The sequence below is a fragment of the Cyclobacterium xiamenense genome (genome assembly GCF_900109255.1).
Taxonomy (GTDB): Bacteria; Bacteroidota; Bacteroidia; order Cytophagales; family Cyclobacteriaceae; genus Cyclobacterium; species Cyclobacterium xiamenense.
Map to the genome: position 1 here is coordinate 98,056 of NZ_FNZH01000003.1, position 14,101 is coordinate 112,156.

General features: G+C 47.1%; 11 protein-coding genes. 8 read left to right on the forward strand and 3 right to left on the reverse strand.

Going from position 1 to position 14,101, the window contains the following annotated elements; translation table 11 throughout:
• Window positions 1-70 precede the first annotated feature (70 nt).
• The 7 genes from BMW71_RS09905 (at window position 71) to rffA (ending at window position 6,599) form a co-directional block, all read left to right on the forward strand.
• The gene (locus BMW71_RS09905; protein ID WP_092173059.1) at window positions 71-1,432 is read left to right on the forward strand and encodes a Na(+)-translocating NADH-quinone reductase subunit A; all 1,362 of its coding nucleotides are present in this window, start codon (window positions 71-73) and stop codon (window positions 1,430-1,432) included.
• A gap of 5 nt (window positions 1,433-1,437) precedes the next feature.
• The gene (locus BMW71_RS09910; protein WP_092173062.1) at window positions 1,438-2,640 is read left to right on the forward strand and encodes an NADH:ubiquinone reductase (Na(+)-transporting) subunit B; all 1,203 of its coding nucleotides are present in this window, start codon (window positions 1,438-1,440) and stop codon (window positions 2,638-2,640) included.
• The gene (gene nqrC, locus BMW71_RS09915) at window positions 2,627-3,394 is read left to right on the forward strand and encodes an NADH:ubiquinone reductase (Na(+)-transporting) subunit C (protein ID WP_092173065.1); all 768 of its coding nucleotides are present in this window, start codon (window positions 2,627-2,629) and stop codon (window positions 3,392-3,394) included. The genes BMW71_RS09910 and nqrC overlap by 14 nt, the downstream gene beginning before the upstream one ends.
• A 27-nt stretch (window positions 3,395-3,421) precedes the next feature.
• A complete protein-coding gene (locus BMW71_RS09920) occupies window positions 3,422-4,105 on the forward strand; it encodes an NADH:ubiquinone reductase (Na(+)-transporting) subunit D (protein ID WP_092173068.1) in 684 nt (227 codons plus the stop codon).
• Window positions 4,106-4,117: 12 nt separating this feature from the next.
• On the forward strand, window positions 4,118-4,729 hold the full coding sequence (gene nqrE, locus BMW71_RS09925) for an NADH:ubiquinone reductase (Na(+)-transporting) subunit E (protein ID WP_092173071.1): 612 nt from the start codon (window positions 4,118-4,120) through the stop codon (window positions 4,727-4,729).
• A gap of 114 nt (window positions 4,730-4,843) precedes the next feature.
• Window positions 4,844-5,467 (forward strand): DUF502 domain-containing protein, encoded by a 624-nt coding sequence (locus BMW71_RS09930; RefSeq protein WP_092173073.1) that lies wholly within the window; start codon window positions 4,844-4,846, stop codon window positions 5,465-5,467.
• Window positions 5,436-6,599: a dTDP-4-amino-4,6-dideoxygalactose transaminase gene (gene rffA / locus BMW71_RS09935; protein WP_244891141.1), complete on the forward strand. Its 1,164-nt coding sequence runs from the start codon at window positions 5,436-5,438 to the stop codon at window positions 6,597-6,599. Before BMW71_RS09930 ends, rffA begins: the two co-directional genes overlap by 32 nt.
• 82 nt (window positions 6,600-6,681) lie before the next feature.
• On the opposite strand, the gene trxA is transcribed toward rffA, so the two are convergent.
• The 3 genes from trxA to BMW71_RS09955 all read right to left on the reverse strand — a co-directional run bounded on the left by trxA (window position 6,682) and on the right by BMW71_RS09955 (window position 13,570).
• A complete protein-coding gene (gene trxA / locus BMW71_RS09940) occupies window positions 6,682-7,026 on the reverse strand; it encodes a thioredoxin (RefSeq protein ID WP_262485670.1) in 345 nt (114 codons plus the stop codon).
• Window positions 7,027-7,092: 66 nt separating this feature from the next.
• Window positions 7,093-11,379, reverse strand: coding sequence for a DNA polymerase III subunit alpha (gene dnaE, locus BMW71_RS09945; protein ID WP_092173082.1), 4,287 nt, complete (start codon window positions 11,377-11,379; stop codon window positions 7,093-7,095).
• Window positions 11,380-11,794: 415 nt separating this feature from the next.
• Window positions 11,795-13,570 carry a purple acid phosphatase family protein gene (locus tag BMW71_RS09955; RefSeq protein WP_092174781.1) on the reverse strand — a complete coding sequence of 592 codons (1,776 nt, stop codon included), beginning with the start codon at window positions 13,568-13,570 and terminating at the stop codon, window positions 11,795-11,797.
• Window positions 13,571-13,705: 135 nt separating this feature from the next.
• Here BMW71_RS09955 and BMW71_RS09960 point away from each other — a divergent pair, with 135 nt between their 5' ends.
• Window positions 13,706-14,005, forward strand: coding sequence for a hypothetical protein (locus tag BMW71_RS09960; protein WP_143057600.1), 300 nt, complete (start codon window positions 13,706-13,708; stop codon window positions 14,003-14,005).
• Window positions 14,006-14,101 lie beyond the last annotated feature (96 nt).

The window sequence follows — 14,101 nt, forward strand, 5'->3', positions numbered from 1 at the left end:
TCGTATAACTAATGTAATTTAGTAGATTTGAGACGTTTTTCACAGGACCATATAGTTTCAAAAATCAAATATGTCAAAACAAATCAAGCTTAAAAAAGGGTTTGATATACGCCTGGTTGGTAAAGCCGAAAAAAAGATCGGTGAATTTCAACCTGTCAAAACCTTTGCCATCAAGCCTACAGATTTCATCGGAATGCAACGACCCAAGGTCATTGTTAAAGAAGGTGATACGGTAAAGGCAGGTTCTCCCATTTTATTTGATAAGAAAATGGAAAAAGTGCAGTATGTGGCACCTGTATCCGGAGAGATTGTCGAAATCAAGCGGGGAGAGAAAAGGAAGTTGTTGGAGATAAAAATCCTAGCGGACAGTGAGATCAATTTTGAGAAATTCGACACCTACACCGAAGCGGATATTTCCGCTGCCAGCAGAGAAAAGGTAATCGATCACCTGACAGCTACTGGCGTATGGCCACAACTTATTCAACGTCCCTATGGCGTAGTGGCCAATCCGGAAGACGAACCCAAGGCGGTGTTTATTTCGGGTTTTGACACACATCCATTGGCCCCAGATTACGATTACCTGCTCAAAGGGCAATCCAGCTACTTCCAGACAGGTGTTTCTGTTTTGAAAAAGTTGACCAGCGGAAAAATTTACCTTGGACTGTCCGGTGAAAACAAGTCTTCCGAATTGGCGACCATACAAGGTGTGGAAATGCATCAGTTTTCCGGCCCACACCCTGCCGGGAATGTAGGCGTACAAATCCACCACATTGCGCCAATCAACAAAGGAGAAATTGTGTGGACCATCAACCCATACGGGGTGGTGCAAATCGGTAAGCTGTTTACCAACGGAATCTACGACGCATCCAAGTTGATCGCTATAACCGGCTCCGAAATCAAATCTCCTGCTTATGCACAGACGTATATTGGAAGTTGCGTGGATGCCTATGTCGAGGGCAATACCAAATCGGATCACGTTCGGGTGATTTCCGGGAATGTGCTTACCGGAGAAAAAATCAACCGCGACGGTTACCTCGGTTTTTACCAACATCAGCTTACGGTCATTCCTGAGGGCGACTATTACGAGTTTCTCGGCTGGATGAAGCCAACGGCCGAAAAGCTAAGCTACCACAAGGCGCTTGGGCTATTGTCCTTTCTATTTCCAAAGAAAGAATATGCGCTGGATTCCAATGCCAGGGGTGAGGAGCGGGCATTTGTACAAACCGGCGTATTTGAGAGTGTGACGCCCATGGATATATATCCGGTTTACTTACTCAAGGCCATTATGGCCGAGGATTTTGACGAAATGGAAGAACTCGGCATCTATGAAGTAATTGAAGAAGACCTGGCTTTGTGTGAATTTGTGGATGTCTCCAAACACCCGGTTCAGGAAATCGTTAGAAAAGGTATAGAACTCATTCAATACAGTTAACCAATATGAAGTTTTTACGTGATCTGTTGGACCAACAGAAGCCCCTGTTTCAAAAGGGAGGGAAATTAGAAAACCTCTATTACTTGTATGAAGCCGGTGAAACATTCTTGTTTTCGCCCAAGCATACAACGCCAGCAAGAGGCGCGCAGGTAAAGGATGCCATCGATTTGAAGCGCATGATGATTACCGTGGTGATTGCAATGATCCCTTGCTTGTTGTTTGGAATTTACAATACCGGCCACATGCATTACCTGGCAGTCGGTGAGGCGGCTAGTTTTGGGGATAAATTTATCCTGGGATTAACCCTGGTATTGCCCATCGTAATTGTTGCTTACGCAGCGGGCGGTTTGGTAGAGGCGGGTTTTGCCGTTGTGCGAAAACACCCCATTAACGAAGGCTTTTTGGTGACGGGGATGTTGATCCCACTGGTGGTACCAGCAACCACGCCCTTGTGGCAGGTAGCCCTCGCTACCGTGTTTGCCGTAGTGATTGCCAAAGAGGTATTCGGGGGTACGGGGATGAACATTCTTAACGTGGCCATGACGGCGAGGGCTTTTCTGTACTTCGCCTATCCGGCGCAAATATCCGGCGATCAGGTTTGGACCTATCTGGGAGAAAAGACGCCTGTAGATGGTTTCTCCGGTGCCACAGCACTGGCTGTGGCGTACCAGTCCGGACAAGAAGGAGTGAATGCCGTTTCTAACCTGGCCAGCCATAACGCGGCTGTGATGGATGATATGTTTGGTTTTGCAAACATGTTCCTTGGGTTTATTCCGGGATCCATCGGCGAGACGTCCACCTTGATGGTCCTTTTGGGAGCTGCCATTTTGCTGTTTACCGGCGTTGCGAGTTGGAAAATCATGTTGAGTGCATTTGGAGGTGCGTACATCATGGCAGCGGTGATGCAACTAATGGCCGTGAACGAATTTATGGCCATGCCTGCCCACTACCATCTGGTAATGGGAGGTATTGCTTTTGGGATTGTTTTTATGGCGACCGATCCCGTATCGGCGGCCCAAACGGAATCCGGGAAGTGGATCTACGGTTTATTGATTGGTGTATTGACCATCATCATCCGCGTGACCAACCCGGCTTACCCCGAAGGAATCATGTTGGCAGTACTGTTTATGAATGTATTTGCCCCATTGATAGATCATTATGTAGTAAAAGCTAATAAGAAAAGGAGGTTACAACGTGCAACAGTCTAATGCGTACATTATCACATTCTCGATCATCCTTACGGTGGTCTTGGGTCTATTGCTCTCAGGTACCTCTGAGGTGCTAAAGCCGATTCAGAAAAAAGCGGAAGAGTTGGATACCAAAAAGCAAATCTTGGGAGCCGTGATGTCCGCCGACGAGATTTCCGGGATGAAACCCGAGGAAATCAACGCGTTCTACGAAAGTCGGATTTCTTCCAGGGTGGTCAATATCGAAGGAGAAGAAGTGGAGGAACAAGATGGAGTACAGGTCACGGCAGAGACCGTAGATGTGGGTAAAAATTACAAAAAAGCTCCGGAAGATCGCCTGTATCCCGTATTTGTATTTCACGAGGAAGGCGACGCGGATGCTGCTATTTCGTATATTTTTCCGGTGTATGGCAACGGGCTTTGGGACAATATATGGGGCTACCTGGCCCTACAGACAGATATGGCGACCATTGAGGGAATCACCTTTTCCCACGCGGGAGAAACGCCAGGGCTTGGAGCGAGGATAACATCAAGCGATGTACAGCAGCGCTACAAGGAAAAATCGATTTACAGCGAAGACGGAGAGTTGGTTTCGGTAGTCATGCAAAAAGGGGAAGGAAAAGATTATTCCGGCGATCCCCACAAAGTAGATGGGCTCTCCGGAGCTACTATCACCGCCGAGGGAGTGAATAAAATGTTGAAAAGCTACCTGGAACACTACAGGGCGTACATGGAGAAGAAAAAAGACGGTGCTCCCAGCATGGCATTGAATTAATTTGAAACATTTCAATCGGAAAATACTATGAGTACAGAAGTAGCTGAAAAAGAAGCAGCGGTAAAAGAATCAGAAGCGCTTCTTTCGAAAAGACGGAAAAAGCTAATCACGGACCCATTGGTGGACGATAACCCGATTACTATTCAGGTATTGGGCATTTGTTCAGCACTTGCCGTTACCACACAGATGCAACCCACGTTGGTCATGGCCTTGTCGGTTATCTTTGTAATGGTCATGTCAAACCTATCGATCTCCCTGCTACGAAATAAAATCCCTACCCGGGTTCGGATCATCGTGCAGTTGGCGGTTGTGGCTTCTTTGGTGACACTCGTAAACGAAGTGTTGAAGGCATTTGCCTACGACATGTACAAAGAACTGTCTGTATTTGTCGGGCTGATCATTACCAATTGTATCGTGATGGGCAGATTGGAGGCCTATGCGCTGGGGAATAAGCCTTACGACTCCATCCTTGATGGATTCGGAAGTGCACTTGGATATTCCTGGATCATCCTTACGGTTGCCTTTTTCCGGGAACTTTGGGGATCAGGCTCCCTATTTGGAATTCCAATCTTTGACGGGATTTCCAGTTTATTTGGTCCTGATTTTCAATTGGCCACGAACGGGCTAATGGTGAGTCCGGTAGGGGCTTTTATTATTCTTGGTCTGCTCATTTGGGTGCAGCGTTCCAAGACCGGGTATGTGGAACATTAAACGTTTGAACGAATGGAATTATTTAACTTAGCAATACGGTCGATTTTTATCGACAACATGGTTTTCGCCTACTTCCTGGGAATGTGTTCGTTTTTGGCAGTTTCTAAAAAAGTAAGTACGGCCCTCGGACTTGGCGCAGCGGTTATTTTCGTTTTGACTATTACCGTACCCCTCAACTGGCTTTTGAACGAATTTATTCTAAAAGAGGGAGCATTGGCCTTCCTGGGCGCATCTTTTGCGTCCATCGACCTTACCTTTCTTCGGTTTATCATGTTCATCGCGATCATCGCGGCGATGGTACAATTGGTGGAAATGGTCGTTGAAAAATTTGCGCCCGCGTTGTACGGAGCATTGGGGATATTCCTTCCGCTGATTGCGGTAAACTGTGCCATTCTGGGAGGTTCGCTTTTTATGGCGCAGCGCGACTACACATTGGCTGAGGCGACGGTTTACGGGTTTGGATCGGGAACGGGTTTCTTTCTGGCAATTGTTGCCCTGGCAGCAATTCGGGAAAAACTTAAGTATTCCAATGTTCCAAATGGTTTGAAAGGGCTGGGCATTACCATGCTGCTTACAGGGCTCATGGGAATTGCATTTATGTCCTTTATGGGAATTGATTTGTAATTTCTCGGTTTATTATTTGTTTAATTTGATTTACATTGCAGGACCCTGTTCACTTTTATAGCGAGCAGGGTTTTTTTATACGTCCTTTTACAGCTTCAACCAGTAACAGCAGCCATGGCAGACTTCACTTCAAAACGTATTTTTGGCTATTTCCTTCGGGGATTGCTCTTTGTCGTTCCCTTTTTTTTAACAGGGTACATCATCGTTCTTACTGTTCAGTTTCTGGATAACATCATTCCGGTAAATATTCCCGGGCTTGGTATTTTGGTGATGTTGGTATTCGTTACCCTGGTGGGCTACCTGACGAGTATTTTCATCACGAAATCCATTTTTGAGGAATTAGAGAAGATTGTGTTTAAAATTCCACTGGTAAATATACTGTACACCAGTATCAAAGATTTGATGTCTGCTTTTGTTGGCGATAAAAAAAAGTTCAATACGCCAATCATCGTCAAATTGTCGGATAACATGTCCCGTTTGGGTTTTATGACACAGGATGATCTTTCTGTTCTCGGTCAGGAAGAGTTGGTAGCGGTTTACTTTCCTCATTCCTACAATTTCAGTGGCAACCTTTTTCTGGTTCCTAAAATGAACGTTACCCGATTAAAGAATGTAAACAGTACGGAAATCATGAAGTTTATCGTTTCCGGTGGGGTATCTCAATTGAACTATTACAAATACCCAAACCGGGAAAAAGCCGCCGGCAATGAGCTGGATTCTTCCGCAGAAGTTCATTGATATGCAGGCCATCCCATTCAATCAACCCCATGTTACCGGAAGCGAATGGGTCCATATACAAGAAGCGATTGCCCAGGGAAAACTTTCTGCGAACGGTAGCTATACGAAAAAATGTCAGCAATTTTTTGAATCAACGTTTGGGTTCAACAAGGTTTACCTGACCCATTCCTGTACCCAGGCGCTTGAAATGGCCGCCTTACTTTTGGATCTTGGTCCTGCCGACGAGGTAATTGTTCCAAGCTTTGCCTACGTAAGTACGGCCAATGCGTTCGCTCTTCGTGGATGCAGGTTGGTTTTTGCGGATAGCCGGCTCGATTATCCGGGAATCGACGAGGTAGGTATTGAAAAGTTGATTACCAGTCGAACCAAGGCACTTGTAATTGTACATTATGCTGGAATTGCCTGTCACATGGATCCCATTGTCGCGCTTTGTAAGCGCCACGGAATTTACCTGATAGAGGATGCAGCTGCAGCATTGAACGGGTTTTACCTGAATGGTGATGGAAAAAGGCTGCCCTTGGGCAGCTTCGGTACCCTTGCTACATTTTCCTTTCACGAAACAAAGAATATCGCTTGTGGAGAAGGAGGCATGCTGGTGGTCAATGATCCGGATTTGCTAGCGAAAGCGGATACGGTGTGGAACCGTGGAACCAACCGCTCGGACTTTGAACGAGGACTCTCTACCCATTACGAATGGGTAAGCCTGGGTTCTGCCTTTGGGCCTTCGGAAATCAATGCAGCCTGGCTTTGGGCTCAGCTACAAAAGTTGGAGCAAATTCAAAAAAAACGGCAGGAAATCTGGTATTGGTACCAGGCAAATTTGCGCCGAATCTTACCTGTTTTTGATGGGGAATTCCCCTCTGTGCCTCCATTTTCACAGCAAAATTACCACTCCTTTTACCTGGTTGAGGGGAGTCGGGCAAAACGCGAAGCCTTGATTCGGTATTTGCATTCCAAGGGAATTCAATCGGTTTCTCACTATCGTTGCCTTCATCGCAGCCGCTACGTCAGTAACCGCCATACGGGTGCAGCGCTGGTACACGCAGAAAAGTATCAGGACCGATTGCTGCGTCTGCCGTTTTATGCAGATTTGGACATTGCTCAGCTTGAGCAAAATTTACTTTCAGCATAGAACCGCGAAAAAAAGGGATAGGTTTCAACAAAAAAGAGGAGCTTTTATGCAAGCCCCTCTTTTTTGATTGTTTGTATATTTCTTAAATCTGCGCTTCTAATTTTTCTGAGAGCACGGATTTTGGTACAGCTCCAATTACTTTATCGACTACCTGTCCGCCTTTGAATATCAGCAAGGTAGGGATGCTTCGTATTCCAAATTTCCGGGAAATGTCTGGGTTTGTGTCCACGTCTACTTTTCCGATCGTAGCTTTGCCGTCGTAGTCACCGGCGAGTTCTTCCACAATTGGCCCAATCATTTTACAAGGTCCACACCATTCGGCCCAAAAATCTACCAAAACCGGCTGATCCGAATTAACGATTTCCTCAAAGTTGGTATCTGTAATTTCAATTGCTTTTGCCATTTTCCTATAGTTATTTTTTGAAATATATATCTTAATCCGATTCCCCGGTGATTAGTTCCCGCTTGTGTTCAAATTTTAGGGCAAGGGAGGCTAAATGATCTTATAAGCTACCTCGGGCAACTGCTCCAACGCCTGGATTAATTCGTTGGAGGGGTCGATTCGGTATTTGGAGGACATCAGGTCTAAGGTGATGTTTTCTTTATTGTCGATGATGTTGATGTAGAGTTTGGCCTCACCCTGGTATTTTTGGGTGATTGCTTCCAGTTTTTCCATCAGGTCCAAACTGAGGTCATCCAGGTCAATGTGTACACGAACTCCCTTGATCATTCTGCCCCGGATTTCATTGAGTAATACGATTTGGTTGACTTTAAATTCAAATTCCCCGGGTTTGTATTTATTGGGGTGGACAGAGCCGGAAATATACAAGAACCATCCCGTCATAAAATACTGCTTAAACTTGACATAATCTTCGCCAAAGAGAAAGAAGGTATGTCCGCCTTGGTAATCTTCCAGGCTAAGCGTACCAAAAGGCTTGCCATTTTTCGTAGTGCGGTGGGCAAAAGAAGTAACGGCCCCGGCGAGCTTGATTTCTCCTTTGGACTTTAGCTGGGAGAGATCGGCTAATTCAGGCAGGCCCGTGTTCGTAAAGGCTTCGATTTCTACCTTAAACTGGTCCAATGGATGGCCTGAGATGTACAGACCTACCACCTCTTTTTCAATGTTCAGCTGCTGCAGCTGACTGAATGGCTCCAGATTTGGGACGGAAGGAAGCGGTATGTCGGTACCGTTACTCCCACCAAATAGGGACACCTGTGAGCTTTCTTCTTCCTGAGTGACCTTTTGTGCATATTTCACCGCTTTCTCCAGGAGACTGGCTTCGCCCTCGGGTGCCTCCAGATATTGCCTGCGGTGAAATTCGGAGAAGCAGTCGAAGCCTCCCGCCATGGCCAGCACTTCCATGGTTTTTTTATTGACGGCCCGGAGGTTTACCCGTTTCGTAAAATCGAAGATGTTGCTGTAGGTGCCGGCCGCTTCCCGCTCTTCGATGATGGCATTTACAGCGGCATTTCCTGCGCCCTTGATGGCTGCCATGCCAAAGCGCACTTGCCCTTCCATGTTTACCGTGAAGTCGCTTTTGGATTCGTTGACGTCGGGTCCCAAAACCTGTATGCCCATTCGCTTGCACTCTTCCATAAAAAACGTCACCTGCGTGATGTCATTCATGTTATTACTGAGCACTGAAGCCATGTATTCGGCGGGATAATGCGCTTTGAGGTAGGCGGTTTGGTAGGCGATCCAGGCGTAGCAGGTAGAGTGGGATTTGTTAAATGCGTAGGAGGCAAAGGCTTCCCAGTCTTTCCATATTTTTTCCAGCTTTTTAGAATCATGTCCCTTGGCAGCTGCCTGATCGATGAATTTGGGCTTCATCTTATCCAGGACATCCTTTTGTTTTTTGCCCATTGCTTTCCGGAGTACGTCGGCTTCACCTTTCGTAAATCCGGCGAGCTTTTGGGAAAGAAGCATGACCTGCTCCTGATAGACGGTAATACCGTAGGTTTCTTCCAGGTATTCCTCCATGTCTTCCAGATCATAGGTGATGGGTTCTGCTCCATGTTTTCGCTTGATAAAACTCGGGATGTATTCCAGGGGTCCGGGTCGGTACAAGGCATTCATGGCGATCAGGTCGGCAAAAACGGTGGGTTTAAGCTCGCGCATGTATTTTTGCATGCCAGCAGATTCGTACTGGAAGATGCCCACGGTCTCGCCACGCTGAAATAGTTCGTAGGTTTTTTCGTCATCGATCGGAAAGTTTTCGGGGTCCAGCTGGATTCCGTGTCGTTCCTGGATGATTCGTACCGCATCTTTGATCAGTGTGAGGGTTTTTAATCCCAAAAAGTCCATTTTCAATAGACCTGCACTCTCTACCACGGAGTTGTCAAATTGGGTACAAACCATGTCGGAGTCCTTTGCCAGGGCCACCGGGACAAAATTGGTGATGTCATCCGGGGTGATAATCACGCCGCAAGCATGAATTCCGGTGTTTCGCACGGAACCTTCCAGCACCATCGCCTGATTTACGGTTTTGGCGTTGTCGTCGTTTCCTTTTGAGATCCGAATCAATTCCAGGGCTTTGTCCAGGTTTTCGTTGTTGTTTTTCAACTTTGCCGAAAGCCTTGGGCGGTCATTGGCCAACTCAAAAAGATTTTTCAGCTTGATATCGGGTACCAATTTGGCCAGTCGGTCGGCTTCCGAGAGCGGAAGGTCCAGGACGCGGGCAGTATCCCGAATCGCAGATTTAGCGGCCATGGTTCCGTAGGTGATGATTTGAGCTACCTGATTGGCACCGTATTTTTGTATCACGTAGTCGATGACCCGCTGCCGCCCTTCGTCGTCAAAGTCAATATCGATATCAGGAAGCGAAACCCGGTCAGGATTCAGGAATCTCTCAAACAGGAGATCGTACGCAATGGGGTCTACATTGGTAATTCCCACGCAATAAGCCACGGCCGATCCTGCGGCCGATCCCCTGCCCGGGCCTACCGATACGCCCATCTCTCTGGCCGCTCGCGTAAAATCCTGTACAATCAGAAAATATCCCGGGTATCCGGTTCGTTCGATGGTTTCCAACTCAAAATCCAGGCGTTCCTTTATTTCTTCGGTAAGGGTAGGATAGCGTTTTTTGGCTCCTTCGTAGGTAAGGTGCCGCAGAAAAGCATTTTCGCCCCGGTTTCCACCATCGACTTCGTCCTGGGGATCGATGAATTCTTCCGGAATATCGAATTTTGGAAGCAGGACTTCACGTGCCAGTTTGAAAGGTTCGATTTTCTCGACGATCTCATTGGTACAGGCAATGGCTTCGGGAAGGTCTGCGAAGAGTTTCTTCATTTCTTCCGGGCTCTTGAGGTAAAATTCTTCATTGGGAAACCCGTATCGGAATTCCCGGCCCCTTTTCCCAATGTATTTTTTTGGTTTTGCGACCAGTTCCCCGTCCTTTACGCATAGCAGGATGTCGTGCGCCTTTGCGTCTGTCTTCGTGTTGTAGTAGGAATTATTTGCCGCGAAATAGGTAACCTGGTATTTTGCCGCCCACTGCAGCAAGACTTCGTTTACTTTTTCTTCTTCAGGAATGCCGTGTCGGTTTAGTTCGATGTAAAAATCTTCTCCAAACTGTTCCAACCACCAGACAAACGCTTCTTCGGCCTGCGTTTCCCCCACGTTCAGAATCAGGTACGGTATTTCTCCCCAGAGGCCACCGGTGCTGGCGATGATGTCTCCTTTGTATTGCACGAGCAGCTCCCGATCAATACGGGGAACGTAATAAAACCCCTCAATATTTGCATAGGAAGCTAACTTAGCCAGGTTGTGGTAGCCTTTCTTGTTCTTTGCCAGCAAGACGGTCTGAAAGCCATCGTCCTTATTGGACTTGTTTTTTCGGTCTCGGCAAAGGTTAAATTCGCAGCCGATGATGGGCTTGATTCCCTGGTTAAACGCTTCCCGGACAAAATGGAACGCACCCATCATGTTTCCGTGATCGGTCATGGCCAGCGCGGGCATGCCGAGTTCCCGTGCCCGTTTTACCGCAACCGGAATCTCAGAGGTAGCCTGTAAAATGGAAAACTGGGTATGCACATGCAAATGACTGAATGGAACCGCTTCCAGATTCGAGATATCTGCCCCATCGGCGGCCTTTAGTACGTCCTTGGCGGCAGCTTTACTGGCGTCTTTGGCTGCCGCAAAATTTGCTTCTTCCAGATCGGGTGCTTCGTACCGTACCTCGGGTAGTGCTACCCCTTCAGCCGGAGGCAGTACGCCTTCTTTTATCAAGCCAAAAAAACATTTTGCCGTAGCATCTACGTCATAGGCAGCATCATGGGCATCTCCAAAACCATTTCCGAATAGTTTGGTATGTAATTCCAGCAATGTGGGCCATTTGTACTTGCCGCCCTTGCCTCCAGGTAAGGCACAAAAATCCGTACCAAGATCTTTGGTGTCCAGGTTTTCTTTCTCCAAAGCGGTAGCCTGGCGCTGGGTACGTAGCAATTCAGCCCCAACCACATTGATATCAAAGCCTATGTTGTGCCCTACCAGGTAGCGGCAATTGTTCAGGTCGTCTTCAAATTCTTGTAAAACCTGCTTGAGGTCATGCCCTTCCTTTTGCGCCCTTTCCGTAGAAATTCCGTGAATCTTCTCGGCGTTGTACGGGATGGTAAAGCCCTCTGGTTTGACAATGAAATTGTGCTGGGAAAGTAGCTTGCCTCGCTCATCATGAAGTTGCCAGGCCAATTGTACCAAACGGGGCCAGTTGTCCAGGTCGGACATGGGGGCATTGTAATTTCGGGGTAATCCGGTGGTTTCGGTATCAAATACTAGGTACATCGACAAGGTGTTAGTTTTTCAAAAAAAACAAGAAACAAATATCATCCAACGGCCTCTTCGTTAGTGGCAGGGTTTATAATCTGAAACCTGCGGTTTTCGGCTTTGTTTAGCAATTGATGGAACAGCCGTCGTATGGAAACACGCTTCTCCGTTTTGGAAGCCAATAACGGTTTAAATCCCAGCCCGAAAAGGGTCCGATTTTTTCTGCTTCCTCCGATACAAGCCGTGGCTTTTCCGCTTCTTATTCTCATTTAAAAATACAGGGAATCTGGGGGATCTGCCAAGATTTATGAAAAAATAAATGAGAAAGCCGCTGTAGGCTGCGCTAAGCAGTTTATGTACAGCGGCTTTCCAAAAACTGGTCCCTGCCGGTGTCCGCGGATGGTGTGCGATGCAGGAGAAGTGCCGGTAACCGCTATTTTGTTAACACAAAATGATCCACCTGCTCGCCATCCAGATTAATGGTCTCAGCGCGTAGCTCCTTGCCATCGATGGTAATGGATTGGTAGAGGTGCTCGGCTGGAAATTGAACCGCGGCGTAGGGCTCCCGTTCAATATCCTTGTTTTTTCCGGTAGTGCCAATCGAAATCCAATAAATGGTGCCATCCTTGGGATCTGCCTGCACCTGCCCATTTCGAATGGGCTGCGAACGCATGTAATAATGGAAGTGTCCTCCCAATACCAGGTCCACCTGATAGCGATCAAAAATCGGTCCCCAAAGGTCTTGGATGTCGGTATAGGGTTCTACCCCGTTGTAGGGTGGAAAATGAAAAACAGCGATTTTCCAGGTAGCCTCGGATTCGCTCAGTTTTTTTTCCAGCCATGCAGTTTGCTCGGAAAGAGGCAGGGTCACATCCATCATTAGAAAAAGGGTGTTTTGGTAGGTAAACGCATAGCTTCTCCCCTCCATCCCGACCGGACTATCTGCCGGCAGACTCAACATCTTTTCGTACATCCAGGCACCCAGTCCGTCCTGGCTGTCGTGATTGCCGGGAACAGCCAACAACGGCTTCCGGGAGATGGTTTCGCCTGCATAGGTGAAGAGCTTGTCCCAATCATCCCGATATAGTCCTGTGTCGACCAGGTCTCCCGCAATGAAATAAAACTCGGTGGCCGGGTGTTGGCGTTCAGATTTTTGAATCAAATTGCCCCAGACCGCTGAATTATGGACGTCTCCGAACCAAATAAACGAAAAAGGGACTGCTTGTGAAGCGGCAGTAGAAAAAGACTGCACCTCCGACCATGCTCCGGAGATACTGCCTACCCGGTAGCCGTATGCGCTACCTGGGTCCAATCCACGGAGTTTGGCAGTAAACCGGTGCATGTACCGGTCGTTTTGAAGGAGCCGATCTTCCATCACGTAGGGATCAACTTCAAGCTGCATGGTATCCGTGCTGCCCTTTTTCCAGTAGTGGACCATTCCTTTTGCAATGTTTTCCGAGGTTCTCCATTGGATATCGATGGAACGGACCGGATCCTCGCTCCAGGTAAGTAATAGCTGATCGGGCCTATCTCCACTTGGAAAATCCGTGCTGCGAAAGGCATCTACTAAATGGGCCTCCCTGGCTCTTCCCCGGATGGTGGTCAGTAACTGTTGTCCCTGAAGTGACTCCGGAACCTCCGTAAGTACCAGGCCGTCCCAGTCGTGGTAGGTAAAAGCTCCTTCCCGGAATTGCTCGATGTGTTGTTCTTGCGGAAATACGGGAGACACGGTCAATTCATCCGATGGATTTTGCGGGGCAAGTGCCAGAAAATATACCGGTCGGTGCTTCCCAAAACCGTTGATCCCGAGCTGAACTTCCCCGGAATTGAAATCTTTTTGCCATACCTCGTAGGTGTAAATCTCATTTTTGACCTCCATCGGTGTGCGCCGAAACCCGGAAGATTCTAGCCAGAACGGAATTTTTTTCTGCGCTTTGTCTCTCATGAGCGATACAGTGACGGGCACGTTTACCTGGAATTTCCAGTATTGCGTGGCCAGCGATTCTTTTTCTAGCGGACGCAGGGATTGTTCAATAAAATCATGGGATAAGGTATCGAGCGTCTCACTGTCCCATTCCGCATACATTCGGGTAACGATGCGGTCTATGGTTTCGGATACGGAAAGCAGTTCGTTGTCAGCGTCTTGTTGGGGGCCGCAAGCGAAAGCCAGTACCCAAATACAGCCGACAAGTAGGTGCAATTTTTTCATAAGCGCATAGAATTTTTTACGGATGTTTTTGATTCGAACGTGCATGATCAGTACGTAAATATACACGTTTCGCTAAAAACGGGCTATTTACCTTAATGTTAAATGGGTTCACAATTTATTCATAACAAAAAAGAAATGAAGGAGATAGTCTCTTTTTTGAAGGGGATGGTATATAGCATGGAGGGCAAACATATGAAAAAGAAAAAATCAGAGGCGCTGCTTCAACGACTTATAGAAAATAAGATTTCACGGGAAGAGTTTGAGGAGTTGCTGCGTGGACTGGAAGATACGGAGATGGCTGGTTTTTTGGAAGAGAGTATGAGAGCCCATTTTGATAAATTAATGAACGCATACGAGGAGGAAAATCAAAACGAAGACGCGGAAAAGAGTATTGAAAAAAGGAAAGAAATAACGCAATCGAATCAACAAAAATGAAGTCAAAAATGGAGGTCCCTACAAGAGACAAGGTTTGGAAGAATGATTCCAATGAGGTTTAAGAAAACTAAATTAAAACTACAAATCAAATTACTG